Origin of the sequence: Streptomyces sp. NPDC005898, assembly GCF_040629635.1 — a bacterium.
Lineage (GTDB): Bacteria > Actinomycetota > Actinomycetes > Streptomycetales > Streptomycetaceae > Streptomyces.
Window position 1 is genome coordinate 13049 of the sequence record NZ_JBEXWC010000044.1, and the last position, 21093, is coordinate 34141.

General features: G+C 73.1%; 16 protein-coding genes. 13 read left to right on the top strand and 3 right to left on the bottom strand.

The window, feature by feature from the left end; translation table 11 throughout:
• Positions 1-8: 8 nt before the first annotated feature.
• Both recN and ABZ385_RS32515 read left to right on the top strand, forming a co-directional pair.
• Positions 9-1736, top strand: a complete 1728-nt coding sequence (gene recN / locus ABZ385_RS32510; protein ID WP_358914134.1) for a DNA repair protein RecN — start codon at positions 9-11, stop codon at positions 1734-1736.
• A 294-nt stretch (positions 1737-2030) separates the two neighbouring features.
• Entirely contained in the window at positions 2031-3194 is a 1164-nt protein-coding gene (locus ABZ385_RS32515; protein WP_358914128.1) for a glycosyltransferase family 4 protein, read from the top strand.
• A gap of 18 nt (positions 3195-3212) precedes the next feature.
• Here the strand turns inward: ABZ385_RS32515 and ABZ385_RS32520 are convergent, their stop codons facing one another.
• Positions 3213-4847, bottom strand: coding sequence for a PucR family transcriptional regulator (locus tag ABZ385_RS32520; RefSeq protein WP_358914129.1), 1635 nt, complete (start codon positions 4845-4847; stop codon positions 3213-3215).
• Positions 4848-4999: 152 nt separating this feature from the next.
• Positions 5000-6829 carry a glycoside hydrolase family 15 protein gene (locus tag ABZ385_RS32525; protein WP_358587765.1) on the bottom strand — a complete coding sequence of 610 codons (1830 nt, stop codon included), beginning with the start codon at positions 6827-6829 and terminating at the stop codon, positions 5000-5002.
• Between the two features lie 495 nt (positions 6830-7324).
• Between ABZ385_RS32525 and ABZ385_RS32530 the strand changes: the two genes are divergently transcribed.
• The 11 genes from ABZ385_RS32530 to ABZ385_RS32580 all read left to right on the top strand — a co-directional run bounded on the left by ABZ385_RS32530 (position 7325) and on the right by ABZ385_RS32580 (position 20009).
• Positions 7325-9001, top strand: a complete 1677-nt coding sequence (locus tag ABZ385_RS32530; RefSeq protein WP_358587762.1) for a CTP synthase — start codon at positions 7325-7327, stop codon at positions 8999-9001.
• A gap of 128 nt (positions 9002-9129) precedes the next feature.
• Complete coding sequence (locus ABZ385_RS32535) at positions 9130-9756, top strand: NUDIX hydrolase (RefSeq protein WP_358587760.1); 627 nt, start codon at positions 9130-9132, stop codon at positions 9754-9756.
• A gap of 219 nt (positions 9757-9975) precedes the next feature.
• A complete protein-coding gene (locus ABZ385_RS32540) occupies positions 9976-12018 on the top strand; it encodes a tetratricopeptide repeat protein (RefSeq protein ID WP_358587771.1) in 2043 nt (680 codons plus the stop codon).
• A 145-nt stretch (positions 12019-12163) separates the two neighbouring features.
• Positions 12164-13279, top strand: a complete 1116-nt coding sequence (gene ald, locus ABZ385_RS32545) for an alanine dehydrogenase (protein ID WP_358587758.1) — start codon at positions 12164-12166, stop codon at positions 13277-13279.
• Between the two features lie 324 nt (positions 13280-13603).
• Positions 13604-14776, top strand: coding sequence for a ParA family protein (locus ABZ385_RS32550; protein ID WP_358587756.1), 1173 nt, complete (start codon positions 13604-13606; stop codon positions 14774-14776).
• Complete coding sequence (locus ABZ385_RS32555) at positions 14761-15348, top strand: hypothetical protein (protein WP_358914130.1); 588 nt, start codon at positions 14761-14763, stop codon at positions 15346-15348. The genes ABZ385_RS32550 and ABZ385_RS32555 overlap by 16 nt, the downstream gene beginning before the upstream one ends.
• 18 nt (positions 15349-15366) lie before the next feature.
• Positions 15367-16341, top strand: a complete 975-nt coding sequence (locus tag ABZ385_RS32560) for a segregation/condensation protein A (protein ID WP_358914131.1) — start codon at positions 15367-15369, stop codon at positions 16339-16341.
• 74 nt (positions 16342-16415) lie between these two features.
• Entirely contained in the window at positions 16416-16991 is a 576-nt protein-coding gene (gene scpB, locus ABZ385_RS32565; protein ID WP_358587769.1) for an SMC-Scp complex subunit ScpB, read from the top strand.
• An 11-nt stretch (positions 16992-17002) separates the two neighbouring features.
• Positions 17003-18193, top strand: coding sequence for a pseudouridine synthase (locus tag ABZ385_RS32570; protein WP_358587749.1), 1191 nt, complete (start codon positions 17003-17005; stop codon positions 18191-18193).
• 80 nt (positions 18194-18273) lie between these two features.
• Positions 18274-19008 (top strand): NUDIX domain-containing protein, encoded by a 735-nt coding sequence (locus ABZ385_RS32575; protein ID WP_358914132.1) that lies wholly within the window; start codon positions 18274-18276, stop codon positions 19006-19008.
• The gene (locus ABZ385_RS32580; RefSeq protein WP_358914133.1) at positions 19005-20009 is read left to right on the top strand and encodes an ADP-ribosylglycohydrolase family protein; all 1005 of its coding nucleotides are present in this window, start codon (positions 19005-19007) and stop codon (positions 20007-20009) included. Before ABZ385_RS32575 ends, ABZ385_RS32580 begins: the two co-directional genes overlap by 4 nt.
• Before the next feature lie 10 nt (positions 20010-20019).
• Here the strand turns inward: ABZ385_RS32580 and ABZ385_RS32585 are convergent, their stop codons facing one another.
• Entirely contained in the window at positions 20020-20754 is a 735-nt protein-coding gene (locus tag ABZ385_RS32585) for a nucleotidyltransferase domain-containing protein (protein WP_358587741.1), read from the bottom strand.
• Between the last annotated feature and the right edge of the window lie 339 nt (positions 20755-21093).

Consider the following 21093-nt stretch of genomic DNA (forward strand, 5'->3'; position numbering starts at 1 on the left):
TGGAGGAGATGCGGATACGGTCGCTCGGAGTCATCGACGACGCGGTCGTCGAGCTGTCGCCAGGGTTCACCGCCGTGACGGGTGAGACCGGCGCGGGCAAGACGATGGTGGTCACGAGCCTTGGCCTGCTGCTCGGCGGGCGCGCGGACCCCGCCCTGGTGCGGATCGGCGCGAAGTCGGCGGTGGTGGAGGGCCGCATCGCTGTGCCCGCCGACTCGCCTGCGGCCGTGCGCGCGGAGGAGGCCGGTGCCGAGCTGGACGACGGGGCGCTGCTGGTCAGCCGTACCGTCTCGGCGGAAGGGCGCTCCCGGGCGCACCTCGGCGGACGCTCGGTCCCGGTGGGCGTGCTCGCCGAACTCGCCGACGACCTGGTCGCCGTGCACGGCCAGACCGACCAGCAGGGCCTGCTGAAGCCCGCCAGGCAGCGCGGCGCCCTCGACCGGTACGCGGGCGACGCGGTCGCCGTGCCGCTCGCCAAGTACACGGCCGCCTACCGCAGGCTGCGGGCCGTCACCACCGAGGTCGAGGAGATCACCACGCGCGCGCGGGAGCGTGCCCAGGAAGCGGATCTGCTGCGCTTCGGCCTCGAAGAGATCGGGGGCGTCGAACCGCGGGCCGGCGAGGACACCGAACTCGCCGCCGAGGCCGAGCGGCTCGGGCACGCCGAGGCCCTCGCCTCCGCCGCCACGTCCGCGCACGCCGCCCTCGCGGGCAACCCCGAGGACCCGGAGGTCGTCGACGCCGCCACGCTCGTCGCGGGTGCCTCCAGGGCCCTGGAGGCGGTACGCGCGCACGACCCCGCCCTGTCCGCGCTCGCGGAGCGCCTCGGGGAGATCGGGATCCTGCTGAGCGATGTGGCGGGCGAGCTCGCCGGATACGCCGACGACCTCGACGCCGATCCGTTGCGGCTGGCCGCGGTCGAGGAGCGGCGGGCGGCGCTGACCCAGCTCACCCGGAAGTACGGCGCCGACATCGACGCCGTGCTCGCCTGGGCCGAGGAGGGCGCGGCGCGCCTGACCGAGCTGGAGGGCGACGACGACCGGCTGGACGAGCTGATCGCCGAGCGGGACGCGCTGCGGGTCGAACTGGCGGGGCTCGCGCAGGCCTTGACCGACGCGCGCCAGGAGGCCGCCTCGCGGTTCGCGGCGGCCGTCACCGAGGAGCTCGCCTCGCTGGCGATGCCCCACGCGCGCGTGTCGATCGCCGTCAGCAGCACGGAGGTGCCCGAGGGGGCCGACGGCGTCGTGGTCGACGGCCGCACGGTCGCCTACGGCCCGGCGGGCGTCGACGAGGTGGAGCTCCTCCTCGCGCCGCACCCCGGAGCGCCCGCCCGGCCCATCGCCAAGGGCGCCTCGGGCGGTGAGCTGTCGCGCGTGATGCTCGCCGTCGAGGTGGTCTTCGCGGGCACGGACCCGGTCCCCACCTACCTCTTCGACGAGGTCGACGCGGGCGTCGGCGGCAAGGCCGCGGTCGAGATCGGCCGGCGCCTCGCGCGGCTGGCCAAGTCGGCGCAGGTCGTGGTCGTCACGCATCTGCCGCAGGTCGCCGCGTTCGCCGACCGGCAGCTGCTGGTCGAGAAGACGAACGACGGCATGGTGACGCGCTCCGGGGTCCAGGTCCTGGAGGGCGAGGCCCGGGTGCGGGAGCTCTCGCGGATGCTGGCGGGCCAGGAGGACTCGGAGACGGCACGGGCCCACGCGGAGGAACTCCTGGCCACCGCCAGGGGGGACGGCTAAGGCCCCTCCGGTCGGACCCCGCCAAGGTGTGCGGGCAGCCACCGGACACCCGCGGACGCGTCTGCTCGGTGACACGGCAGACGCGTCCGCGGCTTTTCCCGGGCCAGCGGGCAGTTCCCCGCGCCCTTGGCGGGGCACATCCCCTCACCCGTGTGGGTGATTGCGTTCCGGGAGTTGTCCCACCGGACACGGCAGTGACCTTTCGGCAGTGCCGCAACGGCCACCCCGGCTGGCATCCTTGGCGCAACGCCCAAGCACCGCCCCGCCCGACGCAGAGTCAGGAGCCCCGGCCGCGTGAGCCACGTGAGCAGCCATTCGCCGCACGGACAGACACCGCACGGGCGGACGCCGCTGCACACCGTTCACGTACTCGGCGGCGCCGGCGCGGGCAGCTGCGCGCACGTCAGATCGCTGGCCGCGGGCCTCGCCGCCCGGGGCGTACGGGTCACGGTGTGCGCCCCCGAGGAGGCCGCCCGTGCCTACGACTTCCCCGGCGCGGGCGCCCGCCACGTCCACGTGCCGCGCAGCGGGGACCCCGCCTCCGTGGCCGCCCTCCGCGTGGCCTGCGCCGACGCCGACCTCGTGCACGCGCACGGGCTGCACGCCGCCTTCCGTGCCGCCCTGGCGCTGACCGGGCGCCGCACGCCGCTCGTCGTCACCTGGCACGGCCACGGGCCGGCGGCCGGCGCCCGCGCCCGCCTCCTGCGGATGCTGGAGCGGCGCGTGGCCAAGGCGGCCGCCGTGGTCCTCGCCGCCTCGTCCGACCTCGTCGACCGGGCCCGAGCCAGAGGCGCGAGGGACGCCCGCCTCGCCGCCGTCGCGCTGCCGGCGCCCGCCCCCGCCGCCCCGCCCGCCGCCCACGAGGAGGAGCCGGACCGCCTTTTCCACAAGGCCCGTGCCGAACTGGGCGCGGTGGACCGCCCGTTGGTGCTGGCCGTCGGCGCCCTGGAACGGGACCGCGGCTACGGCATACTCCTCGACGCCACCCGCGCCTGGCGGCACCTGGACCCGCCGCCGCTCCTCGTCGTCGCCGGGGAGGGCCCCGAGCGCAGCGCCCTCCAGCGCCGCATCGAGGACGAGCGGCTCCCCGTCCGGCTGGTCGGGCGGCGCGACGACGTGCCGGACCTGCTCGCCGCCGCCGACATCGCGGTGCTGCCCGGCAGCCCGCGGTCCCGCTCCGTCCTCGCCCAGGAAGCCCTCCACGCGCGCGTGCCGCTGGTCGCGGCAGCGGTCGACGGCATCCCCGAACTGGTCGGCGACGGCGCCGAACTCGTCCCCCACCAGGACGCCGAGGCCTTCGCCACCGCCGTCGTACGCCTGCTCGCGGACCCGGCGCGCAGGGCGGAACTGCGGGACAGGGGCACGGCCCAGGCGGCCGGCTGGCCGACCGAGGACGACACCGTCAACCAAGTCCTCAGCGTCTACGACGAGTTGACCCAGCCCGTGCCCTACACCTGAGGCCCGGCGCGCACGGCCCTACGTCACATGACGGCGGGCCCGCAGCGCCAGGCTCAGCGCCAGGACCGTCTGCGGGTCGTCGAGGTCCGTGCCGAGCAGCTCGCTGATCCGGGCGAGGCGGTTGTACAGGGTCTGCCGGTTCAGATGCAGCTCGCGCGCCGTCTCCGCCTTGCGGCCCGCGTGCGCCAGATACGTCTGGAGGGTGGGCAGCAGCGGCGGCTTCGAACGCTGGTCGTGGGTGCGCAGCGGGCCGATCGCCCGGTCCACGAACGCCGCGAGGTCGGGATGGTCGCGGAGCCGCCACAGCAGCAGGTCGATGTCCAGGCGCCGCGCGTCGTACCAGGGCCGGTCGGTCAGGCCCTGCGCGGCCGTCGCCGTCTCCGCCGCGTGCCGCAGCCCCGCCGAGGCCGCCGCCCAGCCGCCCGCGACGCCGACCACGACGACCGGCGGCTGAGCCCCGGGCCGCTGCATCCCGGCCCGCTCCACGCCGGCCCGCAGCGCGGCCGCGACCCGGTCGGCCACCGCCGTGCGCTCCGACTCCGACCGCAGACCGAGCAGCAGGGGCACCCGGCCCTCGACAGGACGCACACCGAGCAGCACCGGCACGCCCACCGACGCCAGCTCCTCCGCGACCGCCCGCGCCAGCACCGCCCAGCCGCCGCCGGTCGGCAGTCCGTCCGCGAGCCGCATCACCACCGGGAGCAGCGGGCTGCCCGCCGGGCCCGGCCGGAAGCCGAGGACGCGGGCCTGCGCCGGGGCGTCGTCGGCCTTGATGCGCCCCTCCGCGAGGTCGGTGAGGAAGTCACCGCGGCCGCGCGCCGCCAGCTCTTCTTCCTGCCGGGCCTGCATCAGCACCACCGCGAGGCTGCTCGCCGCCCGCTCCGCCGCGATGCGGTGCACCGGCAGCGGCGCCGCCTCCACCGCGAGCAGCACCAGACGGGCCCGCACCGAGCCCGCGCCCGGCCCGCCCCCGGGCACGTCGACGAGGACCGCGCCGGCCGGCGGACCGTCCCGGTCGACGCTCCGGCCCCGCAGCCCCTCCCACACCTGGAGCGGGTCCGCGCACTCGGTGCCCGCCCCGGCGGCGTACAGGAGCTGCCCGTCCGCCGTCTCCAGGAACACCGGGTTGCCGCTGAACTCGGCGAGGATGCCGAGGACCTGCGGCACACCGCCGCCGCCCAGCAGCGCCTCCGTGCACCGCCTGTGCACCTCCTCGGCCCGCTGGAGGAGCGCGTAGTGGCCGTTGACGATCTCCGTGTGCACCTCTTCGGTGACCGTCACGAACGGCACCTCCCGGTGCAGCTGCACCAGCGGGAGACCGGCGGCCCGCGCCGTCTCCACGATCGCCGCGGGCAGCCGGGCGAAGCGCGGCCCCAGCTCGACCACCAGCGCCGCGATGCCCCGCTCGGCGAGCTTGCGCACGAAGGCCCGCTGCTCGGCCGGGCGGGCCCCGAGCCCGAGCCCCGTGGTGAGCAGCAGCTCGCCGCCCTTGAGCAGCGAGGCGATGTTGGGCACCTCGCCCGCGTGCACCCACCGCACCGTCCGCTGCAGCCGGTCCGCGCCCGCGACGACCTCGGGGAGGCCGCCGCGCAGTCCCGGAAGTTCCAGCGCGCGCTGCACGGTGATGCCGCCCCGAGTGCCCTGACTGTCCATGGCGCGGACGCTACCGGGGCGCGCGCCGCCGGAACATCTCCGATGGGCCCAGGCGGGGGGCGGCGGGCCGCGCCGGGGCGCAACTCGTCGCCCCGGCGCGGAAAATCGCATACTTCGCTGCCGCTTGTGGCGTATGTCACGGCAGGGGAGGGCTAACCCCCGTACGCCCCCGAGGCGGTCAGCCGCAGGGCCGTGTCGATCAGCGGCACGTGGCTGAACGCCTGCGGGAAGTTGCCGACCTGGCGCTGCGCGGCGGAGTCCCACTCCTCGGCGAGCAGTCCCAGGTCGTTGCGGAGGGCCAGCAGCTTCTCGAAGAGCTTGCGCGCCTCGTCCACCCGGCCGATCATCGCCAGGTCGTCGGCGAGCCAGAACGAGCACGCGAGGAACGCGCCCTCGTCGCCCTCCAGGCCGTCCAGGTTCTCGTCGTCGCCGGACGTCGGGTAGCGCAGGATGAAGCCGTCCGGCGTGGACAGCTCCCGCTGGATCGCCTCGATCGTGCCGATCACGCGCTTGTCGTCGGGCGGCAGGAAGCCCATCTGCGGGATCAGCAGCAGCGAGGCGTCCAGTTCCTTGGAGCCGTAGGACTGCGTGAAGGTGTTGCGCTCCGGGTCGTAACCCTTCTCACACACGTCCCGGTGGATGTCGTCGCGCAGCTCGCGCCACTTCTCCAGCGGGCCGTCCGCCTCCCCGGACTCCAGGAGCTTGATGGTCCGGTCGACGGCGACCCAGGCCATCACCTTGGAGTGCACGAAGTGGCGGCGCGGGCCGCGCACCTCCCAGATGCCCTCGTCCGGCTCGTCCCAGTGGTCCTCCAGGTAGCGGATCAGCTTGAGCTGGAGCAGCGAGGCGTAGTCGTTGCGGGCCAGGCCCGTCATGTGCGCCAGGTGCAGCGCCTCGGTGACCTCGCCGTACACGTCCAGCTGGAGCTGGTGGGCCGCGCCGTTGCCCGCCCGGACCGGCTGGGAGCCCTCGTACCCGGGCAGCCAGTCCAGCTCGGTCTCGCCCAGCTCGCGCTCGCCCGCGATGCCGTACATGATCTGGAGGTTCTCCGGGTCGCCCGCCACCGCCCGCAGCAGCCACTCGCGCCAGGCGCGGGCCTCCTCGCGGTAGCCGGTGCGCAGCAGCGACGACAGCGTGATCGCCGCGTCCCGCAGCCAGGTGAAGCGGTAGTCCCAGTTGCGCGAGCCCCCGATGTCCTCGGGCAGCGAGGTGGTGGGCGCGGCGACGATGCCGCCGGTCGGCGCGTACGTGAGCGCCTTCAGGGTGATCAGGGAGCGGACCACGGCCTCGCGGTAGGGCCCGTGGTACGTGCAGTGCTCGACCCAGTCGCGCCAGAAGTCCTCGGTGGCGGTCAGCGCCACCTCGGGCTCCGGCAGGGGCGGCTGCTGCTTGTGCGAGGGCTGCCACGAGATGGTGAACGCGATCCGCTCACCCGGGGCGACGGTGAAGTCCGAGTACGTGGTGAGGTCCTTGCCGAAGGTCTCGGCCTCGGTGTCCAGCCACACGGAGTCGGGGCCCGCCACGGCCACCGTGCGCCCGTCCACCTTGTGCACCCAGGGCACCACGCGCCCGTAGCTGAAGCGCATCCGCAGCGTCGAGCGCATCGGCACCCGGCCGCTGACGCCCTCGACGATCCGCACCAGCTGCGGGGCGTCGTTGTCGCGCGGCGGCATGAAATCGATCACGCGGACGGTGCCGCGTGGGGTGTCCCACTCCGATTCGAGCACCAGGGAGTCGCCGCGGTAGGTGCGGCGGGCAGCCGTCGGGGGCTGCCCCTTGGGGTCGTACGCGGGCCCGAGGCGCCAGAAGCCGTGCTCCTCGGTGCCCAACAGGCCGGCGAAAACGGCGTGGGAGTCGAAGCGGGGCAGGCACAGCCAGTCGACTGTGCCGTCCCGGCAGACCAGGGCAGCGGTCTGCATGTCTCCGATGAGTGCGTAGTCCTCGATGCGCCCGGCCACGTGCATCTCCAGTCGAACGGCCACGTTCGCCCCGCGGGGCGCTTACTTACTTAATCAGCGGTCAAGTGATCGTTGCCGAGCGCTTGTTCCGGGTGCAAGGCGGGGTGGTGCCGTGTGCCGGATGGGGCTCGGCAGCGAGTGTCCGAGCAGGATACGACGCAGGTCGATGATCTGCGCGCCCCTCCCGGCAACGAGGCGCCGCCGAACGGGTGAGCGGCAGGTGGGAGGTCGTGTCCGATGGTATGCGAGGGTCCCGCGGGGGGAGCGCGGGTGTGCGGATCCTGTGACGGCGGGGTGTGTGCCGGTGACGGTGGGGTGGGTGCCCGGTGGCGGAGCGTGGCCCCCCGCCGGCGGCGGCGTCGCCCGGAAGCGGGTCCGTTCTGTCGCTGATACCCTGGTAGCCCGTGAGCCGGTGGTCATAGAACCCCCGAACCGCAGCGACGGCGCCTCCCCCAGAATCCCCGGTGAGGCCGCCGGTACGCACCTCCAGACCGCGACCACGGGAGCCCCCTCTTGGCCATGCAGCCCAAATCCAGGACGACCAAGCACATCTTCGTCACCGGGGGTGTCGCCTCCTCCCTCGGCAAGGGTCTGACTGCCTCCAGCCTGGGTGCGCTCCTCAAGGCGCGTGGCCTGCGCGTCACGATGCAGAAGCTCGACCCGTACCTGAACGTCGACCCGGGCACGATGAACCCCTTCCAGCACGGTGAGGTGTTCGTCACCAACGACGGCGCCGAGACCGACCTGGACATCGGCCACTACGAGCGCTTCCTCGACGTCGACCTCGACGGCTCGGCGAACGTGACCACCGGCCAGGTCTACAGCCAGGTCATCGCCAAGGAGCGCCGCGGCGAGTACCTCGGCGACACCGTGCAGGTCATCCCGCACATCACCAACGAGATCAAGCACCGCATCCGCCGCATGGCGACCGACGACGTCGACGTCGTCATCACCGAGGTCGGCGGCACGGTCGGCGACATCGAGTCGCTGCCGTTCCTGGAGACGGTCCGCCAGGTCCGCCACGAGGTCGGCCGCGACAACGTCTTCGTGGTGCACATCTCGCTGCTGCCCTACATCGGCCCCTCCGGCGAGCTGAAGACCAAGCCCACCCAGCACTCGGTGGCCGCCCTGCGCAACATCGGCATCCAGCCGGACGCCATCGTGCTGCGCGCCGACCGCGACGTCCCGACCGCCATCAAGCGCAAGATCTCGCTGATGTGCGACGTCGACGAGGCCGCCGTGGTCGCCGCCATCGACGCCAAGTCGATCTACGACATCCCGAAGGTGCTGCACACCGAGGGCCTGGACGCCTACGTCGTGCGCAAGCTCGACCTGCCCTTCCGGGACGTCGACTGGACCCAGTGGGACGACCTGCTCGACCGCGTGCACAACCCGAGGCATGAGGTCACCGTCGCGCTGGTCGGCAAGTACATCGACCTGCCCGACGCCTATCTGTCGGTGACCGAGGCCATGCGCGCCGGCGGCTTCGCGAACAAGGCCCGTGTCAAGGTCAAGTGGGTCACCTCCGACGACTGCAAGACCCCGGCGGGCGCCGAGAAGCAGCTCGGCGACGTCGACGCGATCCTCATCCCGGGCGGCTTCGGCGAGCGCGGTGTCGACGGCAAGGTCGGCGCCATCCGGTACGCCCGCGAGAACAAGGTGCCGCTGCTCGGCATCTGCCTGGGCCTGCAGTGCATCGTCATCGAGGCCGCCCGCAACCTCGCGGACATCCCGGACGCCAACTCCACCGAGTTCGACGCGGCCACCGGCCACCCGGTGATCTCCACCATGGCCGAGCAGCTCGACATCGTCGCCGGTGAGGGCGACATGGGCGGCACCATGCGGCTTGGCATGTACCCGGCCAAGCTGGCCGAGGGCTCCATCGCGCGCGAGGTGTACGACGGCAAGGAGTACATCGAGGAGCGCCACCGCCACCGCTACGAGGTGAACAACGCCTACCGCGCGGACCTGGAGAAGAAGGCCGGGATCCTGTTCTCCGGCACCTCCCCGGACGGCAAGCTCGTCGAGTACGTCGAGTACCCCCGCGAGGTGCACCCCTACCTGGTCGCCACCCAGGCCCACCCGGAGCTGCGCTCGCGCCCCACGCGTCCGCACCCGCTCTTCGCCGGCCTGGTGAAGGCGGCCGTCGAACGCCAGGAGCGCGCGGCCAAGCCGGCCGCCGAGGCCGGTGCGTGACGACGGACGCCGGTAGCGGCGGACGCCGGGTCCGGTAAGCGACACCGGGGCGATACGGTGGCCGGGGTGCGCGCCTTTTGCGGCGCGTGCCCCGGTTTTCGTTTGCACGCGTGGGAGGACAGGGCGACATGACGATCAAGGACACCGCCGAGGAGTGGCAGGTCACGGCCACGGCCACCCCCTTCGTCGGGAACAAGACCTCCGTGCGCACCGACGACGTGCTCATGCCCGACGGCTCCGTCGTCCGCCGCGACTACCAGGTCCACCCGGGCTCGGTGGCCGTCCTCGCGCTCGACGAGGAGGGCCGCGTCCTGGTGATCCGCCAGTACCGCCACCCCGTGCGCCACAAGCTCTGGGAGATCCCCGCGGGCCTGCTCGACGTCCCCGGCGAGAACCCCCTGCACGCCGCCCAGCGCGAACTCTACGAAGAGGCGCACGTCAAGGCCGAGGACTGGCGTGTCCTGACCGACGTCTACACCTCGCCCGGCGGCTGTGACGAGGCCGTGCGCATCTTCCTCGCCCGCGACATCGCCGAGGCCGAGGGCGAGCGCTTCGAGGTCTTCGAGGAGGAGGCCGACATGGAGCTGACCCGCGTACCGCTGGACGAGCTGGTCCGCGCGGTGCACGCCGGTGAGCTGCACAACAACTGCCTGGTCGTGGGCGTCCTCTCGCTGTACGCGGCCCTGCGGGGCGACGGGGTCGACGCCCTGCGCCCGGCCGATGCGCCCTGGCCCGCGCGCCCCTTCGAGGCCTGACCGCCAGGGTTCGGGCACGATCGGCCTCACCGGTATGACGATCTGTTGATCCGATCGGGGGACTTGTGCGCGCCGCCTGGCCAGGAGGGCCGCGAGCCCTGAACTAGGCTCTGAAAGCGTCCCGCCCGAAGTCCCGGCGGGTTCGTGCGCAGGCGGACGGGAGCGTGGCCCGTGACGGATCAGGCGGTCGACACCGACGGTACGGCGGCGGGTGGCGCGGTGCCCTCGCCCGCCGCCGCCCCGGAGCCGACAAGTGATCAGTTCGTCGGCCGGAGCCGGGAGTTGAAGGAACTCCGCGCGGACATCGACCGGGCGGGCCTCGACACCCTCTCGGGCCGCAAGGCGCCCCGCGCCCGCGTGCTGCTCATCGCCGGCCGCCCCGGCTCCGGCCGCACCTCGCTCGCCGAGGAACTCGTGCGCCGGGTCACCGGCGACTACCCCGACGGCGTGCTGCGGGCCCGCCTCATGGAGCCCGACGGCGAGCGGGTGCCCACGGAACGCACCGCCCGCGACCTCCTCGACGCCCTCGCCGTCCCCGCACCGCCCGGCGCCCACGCGGACGACCTCTGCGCCCTGCTGCGGGACACCCTCAAGGACCGCAGGGCCCTGCTGCTCCTCGACGACGCGGTGGACGCCGAACAGGTCGACCCGCTGCTCCCCGACACCCCCGAGTGCCTGGTCGTCGCCGTCTCCGAGGGCCCGCTCACCGGCATCCCCGACGTACGGCCGTGCACCCTCGGCGGGCTGGACAAGGCGGCCGCCGTGCACCTGCTGGCCCGCGCCGCGGGACCCGTGCGCATCACCGTCGACCCGGGCTCGGCGGAATCCCTCGTGGAGGCCTGCGCGGCCCACCCCGCGGCCCTCGTCCTGGCCGGCGGCTGGCTGTCCGTGCGGCCCAAGGCGGCCCTCGCCGATCTCGCCAAGCGGGTGCACGACCTGCCCGACGAGGGTTCACCGCTGGCCCGCGTCTTCCGGCACACCTACGCCTCGCTCTCCGGCCCCTCCGCACGGGTCCTGCGCCTGCTCTCCCTCGCCCCCTCCGGCCACGTCGACCCGCACACCGCGTCCGCGCTCGCCGGCTGCTCGGTCTCCGGCGCCAAGGCCGCCCTGGACGACTTCGCCGCCCTCGGCCTCGTGCGCCGCGTGGGGTCCGCAGTGCCGCAGTACGAGGTGCCCGGCTGCCTGGTGCCGCTGCTCAAGGCCCTCACCGAGACCCAGGACCGCCCGGCCGAGCTGCAACTGGCCCGCGCCCGGATGCTGGAGCGGACCGTACGGCTGCTCCAGTCCTGCCGGGCGGTCACCGAGCCGGACGCCTCCGCCGCCCGCAAAAAGCTCGCGGGCATGCCGCGCGCCCTGCGTTTCGAAGGTCCCGGCGCCGCCGAGGAGTGGCTGACGGTCCGCGAGCCCGCGCTGCTCGCCGCCGCCCGCCTCGCGGTGGCCGACGGGGACCTCGACACCCTCGCCCGGCGCCTGATGGCAGCCCTCACGCGGGCCCTCGTCGCCCACCGGGGCACCCAGGCGGCCGCCCCACGGCTGTGGGGCATCCACCAGCTGGTCCTGGACGTGGCCGAGCGGCGCGACCTGCCCCGCGAGAAGGCCGCCGCGCTGCTGAACCTCGCGGACATCGACGCGCAGACCGGCCGCACGCGCGAGGCGCTCGCGCGCTACCGGGCCGCTCTGGACGCGGGACGCGCGGCGGGCGACTTCTACGCCACCGGCCGCGCGATGGAATCCGTAGGCGGCGCCTATCAGGAGCTGGGGGACTTCTCCCGGGCCTCCGACTGGTTCGGCAGGGCGCTGGCCCAGCGCCTGGCCCGCGGCGAGCGCGCCGACGCCGCCCGCCTCTACGGCCGCATCGGCGCCGTGCACACCTACGCGGGACGCTACGGCGAGGCGCTGCGCAACTGGAGTTCGGCGGTCACGGGCCACCGCAAGAACGGCGATGTGGCCGCCCAGGCACGGGCGTTGAGCGAGATGGCCCGCGTGCAGGAGTACGCCGGCCGGCCCGAGGAGTCGCTGCGCACCTGCCAGGAAGCCGTCGAATGGGCGCGGCACGCGCAGGACGTACGCCTCCAGGCGGCTCTGCAGCTGCGCCTCGCCGACACCCTGGACCGGCTCGGCGACCCGACCGCCGCCCGGCTGCACCGAGGGGCCGCCGAGCGCATGCTGGGAGAGGAGTACCTGACGGCCGCCGGATTTGAATCGAACGGTGGAGCACCGTCTTCCGCCTACGAAATCCGCAGTGCATCCGCAGAGGATTGAAGTATTGAAAGGCTAGACAGCGAGAAATCCTTCATTAGACTGGCTCCGCCGCGTACATTCGTGGTGTCCCCCGTTGCGCCCTCGTGTGCACCGGTCTGCGTTGCATTGCCCGAGAAATCCCCTGAGCCAAGGACCGTGATCGACGATGAAGGTCGGCATCCCCCGCGAGGTCAAGAACAACGAGTTCCGGGTGGCCATCACCCCCGCCGGCGTGCACGAGCTGGTGCGCCACGGCCACCAGGTCGTCATCGAGCGGAACGCCGGCGTCGGCTCCTCGATCACGGACGAGGAGTACGTCTCGGCCGGAGCCCAGATCCTGGACACCGCCGACGAGGTCTGGGCCGCCGCCGACCTGCTCCTGAAGGTCAAGGAGCCCATCGCGGAGGAATACCACCGCCTCCGCAAGGACCAGACCCTCTTCACCTACCTCCACCTGGCCGCGTCCAGGGAGTGCACGGACGCGCTCCTGGAGTCGGGCACGACCGCCATCGCGTACGAGACCGTCGAGACCGCGAACCGCGCCCTGCCGCTGCTGGCCCCGATGTCCGAGGTCGCGGGCCGTCTCGCCCCGCAGGTCGGCGCCTACCAGCTGATGGCCGCCAACGGCGGCCGCGGCGTCCTGCCGGGCGGCGTCCCGGGTGTGGCCGCGGGCAAGGCGGTCGTCATCGGCGGCGGCGTCTCCGGCTGGAACGCCGCGCAGATCGCCATCGGCATGGGCTTCCACGTCACCCTGCTCGACCGGGACATCAACAAGCTCAAGGAAGCCGACAAGATCTTCGGCACGAAGATCCAGACGGTCATCTCCAACGCCTTCGAACTGGAGAAGGCCTGCCTGGAGGCCGACCTCGTCATCGGCGCCGTGCTGATCCCGGGCGCCAAGGCCCCGAAGCTCGTCACCAACGAGCTGGTCTCGCGCATGAAGCCCGGAAGTGTCCTTGTCGACATCGCGATCGACCAGGGCGGCTGCTTCGAGGACTCGCACCCGACCACGCACGCCGAGCCGACCTTCCCGGTGCACAACTCGGTCTTCTACTGCGTCGCCAACATGCCCGGCGCGGTCCCCAACACCTCCACCTACGCGCTGACCAACGCGACGATGCCGTACATCGTCGAACTGGCCAACCGCGGCTGGGTCGAGGCCCTGCGCCGCGACCCGGCGCTGGCCCTGGGTCTCAACACCCATGACGGCAAGGTCGTTTACAAGGAGGTCGCCGAGGCCCACGGGCTCGACCACGTCGAGCTGGAGTCCCTCCTCGGCTGACACGCGCGCCCCGCGTCAACGAAAGTCGTCAATCTCACGCCAGCGGCCGGACCTTGAGAGGGGTCCGGCCGTACGCGTATCGGTGGCGACCCGGTCAACTCGCCTTGAACGTAACCCTTTAACCGATTCGCCCCGCCGAGAAACGTGCCGCGGGCAAGCCGCATGCCCTTGACATCGAGGTGTCTCTTTGCCGACACATCGGGTCCGGTCCGGCGGATTGTGTTGCTGCGGAGCGGTGACACGCCATAGAGTCGCCAACCGTCGGCATGGTGCCACGCTGACCTATCGAGAAGTTTCCTGGTCACCAAGGAGGTAAGACGACTTGTGAATGAGTCGACATTTGCTCCCGGGGGTGGTCAACCAGGAACCTCTGTGCGGGGCCAAGGACCCGTCGGGCTCCAGGCCGTCGGCTCCGTCGCTGTCCGAACCTTCGAAGCCCGGCAGAGCCCCCAGCCGACACAGTCAGCACCCCAGAGCATGGATGGCCATCACGTGAACGCCATGGCCGGCGACCGGAGTGGCGATAACACCCACACCCACCTCGCCGACTACGAGGAACTGCCCCAGGGGCACTTCTACGACCCCGACGCCGAGTACGAGCCCGATCCGGAGTACGCGGCCACGCTCGCGCCCGACGCGGCCCGCCAGCGCCGCGAGCGCATCGGCCCCACGGGGCGCCCGCTGCCGTACTTCCCGATCCCCGGGCCGTTGACCGACCACGGTCCGGCCAAGATCATCGCGATGTGCAACCAGAAGGGCGGCGTCGGCAAGACGACGTCGACCATCAACCTGGGCGCCGCCCTCGCGGAGTACGGGCGCCGGGTCCTGCTCGTCGACTTCGACCCGCAGGGCGCCCTCTCCGTGGGTCTCGGGGTGAACCCGATGGAGCTGGACCTGACGGTCTACAACCTCCTCATGGAGCGCGGCATGTCCGCCGACGAGGTGCTCCTGAAGACGGCGGTCCCCAACATGGACCTGCTGCCCAGCAACATCGACCTGTCGGCCGCCGAGGTGCAGTTGGTCAGCGAGGTCGCGCGCGAGTCCACGCTCCAGCGGGCGCTCAAGCCGCTGATGCAGGACTACGACTACATCGTGATCGACTGTCAACCCTCGCTCGGCCTGCTCACCGTGAACGCCCTGACGGCGGCGCACAAGGTGATCGTGCCGCTGGAGTGCGAGTTCTTCGCGCTGCGCGGCGTAGCCCTGCTGACGGAGACCATCGAGAAGGTCCAGGAGCGGCTCAACCCCGAGCTGGAGCTCGACGGCATCCTCGCGACCATGTACGACTCCCGCACGGTGCACAGCCGTGAGGTGCTCGCGCGCGTGGTCGAGGCCTTCGACGACCACGTCTACCACACGGTCATCGGGCGCACGGTCCGCTTCCCGGAGACCACGGTCGCCGGCGAGCCGATCACCACGTACGCCTCCAACTCGGTCGGCGCCGCCGCCTATCGTCAGCTCGCCAGGGAGGTGCTCGCCCGGTGTCACGCCGAGTGAGTCTGCCCGGGGCCGACGAACTGTTCCGTACGACCGGGGGGACGGCCCTTCAGGCGTCCTCCCCGCGGCGCCCGGCGAACGGCGAGGCGAGAGTGCCCGCCCCGGCGGGCGAGAGCGACGAGAGTGCCGCCACGGCCGACGGGACGGCGCGCGCCGACAGCGGTGAGGCGGCCGAACACGCGGCCACGGACGCGGAGTACGGGGCCGAGTCCCGCAGCCGCTCCGCGAACGACGCCGACAAGGGCGCGGGGCGCCGCCCGGCAGGGGCGCAGGAAGGTTCTGCCGCCCAGGGCGGCAAGTCCGGGGGCTCGTCGAGCGCGCAGGCGCGGCGCCGGGCACGGGCGGCCAACCGGCGCCCGAGCGGCCGCGAGCGGCACGACGAGAAGATCACGGTGTACGTCTCCGCCGAGGAGCTGATGGACCTCGAACACGCGCGGCTGGTGCTGCGCGGGGAGCACGGGCTCGCGGTCGACCGCGGGCGGATCGTGCGCGAGGCCGTCGCCGTCGTCCTCGCCGACCTGGAGTCGCGGGGGGACGCGAGCATTCTCGTACGACGGTTGCGCGGGCGGTAGGGGTAGCGTTCCCGCCTGATGGCCACGAACGACGACCCCGCACCGCCCGCCCGTCGGCGCCCCCTGGAGCGGGGGCCCGGGGAGCCGCCCGCGGAGGCGGAGCCGGGTCCCGCCGCGGAGCCGGAGTCTTTCGAACCGGAGTCCGCCGAGCTTGCGCCGTCCGGTGCGGAGCCGTCCGCCGAGCCCGATGACGGCCGCTTCAAGGTCCGGCTGGCGAACTTCGAAGGCCCCTTCGATCTGCTGCTCCAGTTGATCTCCCGGCACAAGCTGGACGTGACCGAGGTCGCGCTGTCCCAGGTGACCGACGAGTTCATGGCGCACATCCGGGCCATGGGGCCTGACTGGGACCTCGATCAGACGACCGAGTTCCTCGTCGTCGCCGCCACGCTCCTGGACCTGAAGGCCGCGCGGCTGCTGCCCGCCGCCGAGGTCGAGGACGAGGCCGACCTGGCGCTGCTGGAAGCGCGGGACCTGCTCTTCGCGCGGCTGCTCCAGTACCGCGCGTACAAGCAGATCGCGGACATCTTCACCGAGCGGCTCGCCGCCGAGGGCCGCCGCTATCCGCGTACCGTCGGCCTCGAGCCGCACCATGCCGAGCTGCTCCCGGAAGTCGTCATCAGCATCGGGGCACAGGGCTTCGCCAAGCTCGCCGTGCGGGCGATGCAGCCGCGTGCCGAGCCGCAGGTGTACGTCGACCACATTCACGCCCCGCTGGTCTCCGTGCGGGAGCAGGCCGCTCTGGTGGTCGCCCGGCTGCGGGAGCGGGGGGAGATGGAATTCCAGGTCCTCGTGGCGGACGCGGGGGACACCCTGACCGTCGTCGCGCGTTTCCTGGCCCTCTTGGAGCTGTACCGCGAGAAGGTCGTCGCCCTGGACCAGGAGGACCCCCTGGAGGAGCTGATGGTGCGCTGGACCGGCGGTGACAGCGCCGAGGAGCCGACCGTGACCGACGAGTTCGACCGGGCCCCCGAGCCGATGGAGGAGAAGGCGTGAGCGAGCACCCCGCGGGCGACCTGGCCGGCGCCGTCGCGGAGCTGGAGCTGCGGCCGGCGCTGGAAGCCGTCCTGATGGTCGTCGACGAGCCGGCCACCGAGGAGCATCTGGCGAAGATCCTCCAGCGGCCCCGGCGCGAGGTGGCGGACGCGCTGCGGGCGCTCGCCGACGAGTACACCGCGCAGCGGCGCGGCTTCGAGCTGCGGCTCGTCGCCGGCGGCTGGCGGTTCTACACGCGTCCGGAGTACGCCGCCGCCGTGGAGGGCTTCGTGCTCGACGGGCAGCAGGCGCGGCTCACCCAGGCCGCCCTGGAGACCCTCGCGGTCGTCGCGTACCGCCAGCCGGTCAGCCGTTCCAGGGTCTCCGCGGTGCGCGGGGTGAACTGCGACGGCGTGATGCGCACCCTTCTCCAGAGGGGTCTGGTCCAGGAGGCGGGCGCGGAACCCGAAACAGGTGCGATCCTGTACAGGACGACGAACTACTTTCTGGAGCGGATGGGCCTGCGTGGCCTGGACGAGCTTCCGGAGCTCGCGCCCTTCCTCCCCGAGGCGGACGCGATCGAGGCCGAGACCCAGGAAGGCGTTCCGTCGTTCGACCCGGACGCACCCGATGCGCCGGGGTACGAGTACACCCAGGACACAGCCGACTAAACGGAACTTTGATGCGAAGCAGCAACGGCAGGAACAGCAGCGGAAACAACGGCGGGAGCCGTGGTGGCAACAGCGGCGGCCGTGGCAGCAGCGGTGGCCGCGGCAATTACCGGGGTGCCGGTAACGGCCGCGACGACCGGCAGGGGCCCAAGCAGGGCGGCAAGCCGGGCGACAAGCGGGACGACAGGCGCGACGACAAGCCGAGCCGGCCGAGCAAGCCGCGCCCCGAGGAGCGCCGCTACGACGTGGGCGGCTCCGACGCGGTCTTCGGCGCCGGGGCGCGCAAGGGCCGCGGCGCGGCCGCGCGCGGTGGCGCCAAGGGCGGCCCCCGCACCTCCCAGGGCACCGGCGCCCGCGGCAGCCGGCGCCCGGCCCCCGCGACCTCGCGGGAGTTCGACACCCGCCAGGAGGAGCGCAACCGCGAGCGGTACGCGGACAAGCCCAAGGTGAACCTCCCCAAGACCTTCCCGGGCGCCGAGCAGGAGGGCGAGCGCCTGCAGAAGGTCCTGGCCCGCGCGGGCTACGGCTCGCGCCGCGCCTGCGAGGAGCTGGTCGACGAGGCCCGCGTCGAGGTCAACGGCGAGATCGTCCTGGAGCAGGGGCTGCGCGTCGACCCCGAGCGGGACGAGATCAAGGTCGACGGCCTGACGGTGGCCACGCAGTCGTACCAGTTCTTCGCGCTGAACAAGCCCGCCGGTGTCGTCTCCACCATGGAGGACACCGAGGGCCGGCAGTGCCTCGGCGACTACGTGACCAACCGTGAGACGCGGCTGTTCCACGTGGGGCGGCTCGACACCGAGACCGAGGGCGTCATCCTGCTCACCAACCACGGCGAGCTGGCGCACCGCCTGACCCACCCCAAGTACGGCGTGAAGAAGGTCTACCTCGCGCACATCGTGGGCCCCATCCCGCGTGACCTGGGCAAGCAGCTCAAGGACGGCATCCAGCTTGAGGACGGGTACGCCCGCGCGGACCACTTCCGCGTCGTCGAGCAGACCGGCAAGAACTACCTGGTCGAGGTCACCCTGCACGAGGGCCGCAAGCACATCGTGCGGCGCATGCTCGCCGAGGCGGGCTTCCCCGTGGACAAGCTGGTGCGGGTCGCCTTCGGGCCGATCACTCTGGGCGACCAGAAGTCGGGCTGGCTGCGGCGCCTTTCGAACACGGAGGTCGGCATGCTGATGAAGGAAGTCGACCTCTAGGCCTTCACCCCCGTCCGGGGCTTGTGACCGCCCGCCCACCCCCTTTATAGTCCTGGTGACCATAAAGGGGGTGGGCGGGCATGTCCGTGTCCGAGACCTACGACAAGTACGCCTTCGAGCCGTTCGCCGTCACCGTGGACCTCGCGGTGTTCACCATCCGCGAGGGCGCGCTGCACGTCCTGCTCGTCGAACGCGGCGAGGAGCCCTACGCGGGGCGCTGGGCGCTGCCCGGCGGCTTCCTGCTGCCCGACGAGTCCGCGGAGAGCGCGGCGCAGCGCGAACTGGCCGAGGAGACGGGCCTCGCGGACGTCGGGGGACTGCATCTGGAGCAGGTGCGCACCTACAGCGCCCCGGACCGCGATCCGCGCATGCGCGTCGTCTCCGTGGCCTTCGCGGCGCTCGTCGCCGACCCGCCCCAGGTGCGCGGGGGCGGCGACGCGGCCCGCGCCGCCTGGCTGCCGTACCACCCGGCCGCCTACCGACCGCTCGCCTTCGACCACGACCGGATCCTCGCCGACGCCCACGAACGCGTCGGCGCCAAGCTGGAGTACACGGGCCTCGCCACCGCCTTCTGCCCGCCCGAGTTCACCCTCGGCGAGCTGCGGCAGGTCTACGAGGCGGTGTGGGGCGCCGAGCTGGACCCCGCCAACTTCCGGCGCAAGGTCGTCGGCACCGCCGGCCTCGTCGAGGCGGTCCCCGGTGCCGCGCGGCTGACCGGCGGACGCGGCAAGCCCGCCGCGCTCTACCGCGCGGGCACCGCCACCGCCCTTCACCCGCCCCTGCTGCGCCCCGCCCCGGAAGGACAGCCCTCATGAAGCGCGCCGCCACCGGAACGCTGCTCGGCCTCGCCCTCGGGGACGCGCTCGGCTTCCCCGCCGAGTTCAACGACGTACCGTCGATCCTCGCCAAGTGCGGCCCATGGCGGGACATGGAGCTGCCGAAGCCGGCCTTCATCACCGACGACACGCAGATGACCCTCGCGCTCGCCCGCGCCCTTGAGGCCGCCGCCGCACGCGGCCTGTGCGGACCGGAGCGGTTCGCGCTGCTCGCCCGCCGGGAGTTCGTCGCCTGGAACGAGTCCCCGGACAACAACCGTGCCCCGGGCACCACCTGCATCCGGGCCTGTGAACTGCTCGCCGACGAGGAGCGGGCCTGGCGCGACGCCAGCCAGACGCACTCCAAGGGCTGCGGGGCCAACATGCGCGTCGCGCCGCTCGGCCTCCTGCCCGGCCTCGACGACGAGGTGCGGGCCGGTGCCGCGCAGCTCCAGTCCGCGCTCACCCACGGCCACCCCACCGCGCTCGCCGCGAGCGACCTGACGGCGTACGCGGTGCGCCTGCTGGCCCGGGGCACGGAGCCGATGGGCCTGGTCGGCCTGTTGCGCTCGTACGCGCTGGAGAACCGCACCCACTACCGGCAGGCGTGGCTCGGCGACCTGTGGAACCGCTCGCGGGCGTCCTCGCCGGAGCGGTTCATCGCCCACGGCTGGGACGAGTGCCTGGCCGTCCTCGAACGGCTGGCGGGCGCGCTGCGAACCGCCAACCCGGAGACCGACCCCTGCCTGGCCACCGGCGCGGGCTGGATCGCCGAGGAGGCCCTGGCCACCGGGCTGCTGTGTTTCCTGATGTTCGTCGACGAGCCGGTCACCGCGCTGCGCAGGGCCGCCTGCACCTCGGGCGACTCGGACTCCGTGGCCTGCCTGGCCGGGGCCTTCGCGGGCGCCCACCTCGGCGCCGACGCCTGGCCCGCCGACTGGGTCGAACGCGTCGAGCACCGCGACGAGCTGCTGGCGTTCGGGGCGCTCTGGGACGCCTGAGCGGGCGCCCTCAGGCGTCCAGGGCCGAGGCCCGCCGGGCGCGCACGAGGAAGTCCGCGACCCGCTCCCGGTCCGGTTCGGCCGGCAGGGGGCTGTGCCGGGCCGCCTCCCGCGCCTGCTCCGTGAGGCGGCCCATCCACGCCTCGACCTCGCTCCAGGGCACCTCGCCGCGCTTGACCGCGAGGAGCGGCTCCCGCTGGTCACCGACGTCGATCGTCAGCCGGCCGGTGCGCAGCAGGTCGCGGCAGGACGTCAGCAGCCGCAGCAGGTGCATGGCGTGCTTCCAGCGGGGGGCGCCGTGGAGCCGGATGTCCGCCTCCAGCTTCTTGCGCTGGCCGAGCGCGTAGCCGGTGAAGGTGTCGTGGACCCGGCGGGAGAGGAACGCCTCGCGCAGCGCCAGCAGCTCGCGGCCGGTGTCCGTGACGTGTTCGACGTGCGGGGAGTGCAGGCACTCCAGGATGTTCGGATTGGCGCGCAGCGCGAGTTCACAGAAGCGTTCGAGCTCCCAGCTGAACTGCTCGTCGGCGGGCCCGTCGAGGTGCGTGGGCGGCTTCTCGAAGCGCCAGAACAGCGCGGTCGGGGCCTGGAAGACGCCCCTGCGGTCGGTGTCGCTGCCCTCCGTGGCCAGACCGAAGGCCCGCGAGCCCATCACGCAGGCGTAGACGGTGTGGTCGCGGACCAGGGCCAGATCCGCGTCCCTGCCGGAGCCCGGGCCGGGGGCCGGGGCGAGGTCCTGGGGCTGCATGCGGGGAGCGTACGGCGCCCCACGGGCGAGGTCGTACGAATTTCCGGCGGGCCCGATCGCACGGCGGCCCGGCCCGCTCCTCCCGCGCCCCGTCCGGTCCGAGTGGCGACCGGCTCCGGACGGCGCGACATTGTTCCCGAGGCGCCGGACCGAGCGGCGCCGGACCGAGCCGCCGGGGAGGCCGGAGCCGCTCCCGGGCAGGCCGCGAACGACATCGCCCGGGCGGCGGCCCCCCGACCCGGCGCGAATCCGCCTTCGTGCGCGTAGCTGGTGCCCGCCGCGTCGGGGTCCGACCCGTACAGCTCGTCGAAGTTCCAGCCCCGGCCCTCGGGAAATCCG

Bases quoted from the DNA above. Each gene is read 5' to 3' on its own strand.
- recN (WP_358914134.1), top strand. From the start codon at position 9: ATGCGGATACGGTCGCTCGGAGTCATCGACGACGCGGTCGTCGAGCTG.
- ABZ385_RS32520 (WP_358914129.1), bottom strand. From the start codon at position 4,847: ATGGACAGTCAGGGCACTCGGGGCGGCATCACCGTGCAGCGCGCGCTG.
- ABZ385_RS32530 (WP_358587762.1), top strand. From the start codon at position 7,325: ATGCAGCCCAAATCCAGGACGACCAAGCACATCTTCGTCACCGGGGGT.
- ABZ385_RS32535 (WP_358587760.1), top strand. From the start codon at position 9,130: ATGACGATCAAGGACACCGCCGAGGAGTGGCAGGTCACGGCCACGGCC.
- ald (WP_358587758.1), top strand. From the start codon at position 12,164: ATGAAGGTCGGCATCCCCCGCGAGGTCAAGAACAACGAGTTCCGGGTG.
- ABZ385_RS32560 (WP_358914131.1), top strand. From the start codon at position 15,367: ATGGCCACGAACGACGACCCCGCACCGCCCGCCCGTCGGCGCCCCCTG.
- scpB (WP_358587769.1), top strand. From the start codon at position 16,416: ATGGTCGTCGACGAGCCGGCCACCGAGGAGCATCTGGCGAAGATCCTC.
- ABZ385_RS32570 (WP_358587749.1), top strand. From the start codon at position 17,003: ATGCGAAGCAGCAACGGCAGGAACAGCAGCGGAAACAACGGCGGGAGC.
- ABZ385_RS32575 (WP_358914132.1), top strand. From the start codon at position 18,274: ATGTCCGTGTCCGAGACCTACGACAAGTACGCCTTCGAGCCGTTCGCC.
- ABZ385_RS32580 (WP_358914133.1), top strand. From the start codon at position 19,005: ATGAAGCGCGCCGCCACCGGAACGCTGCTCGGCCTCGCCCTCGGGGAC.
- ABZ385_RS32585 (WP_358587741.1), bottom strand. From the start codon at position 20,754: ATGCAGCCCCAGGACCTCGCCCCGGCCCCCGGCCCGGGCTCCGGCAGG.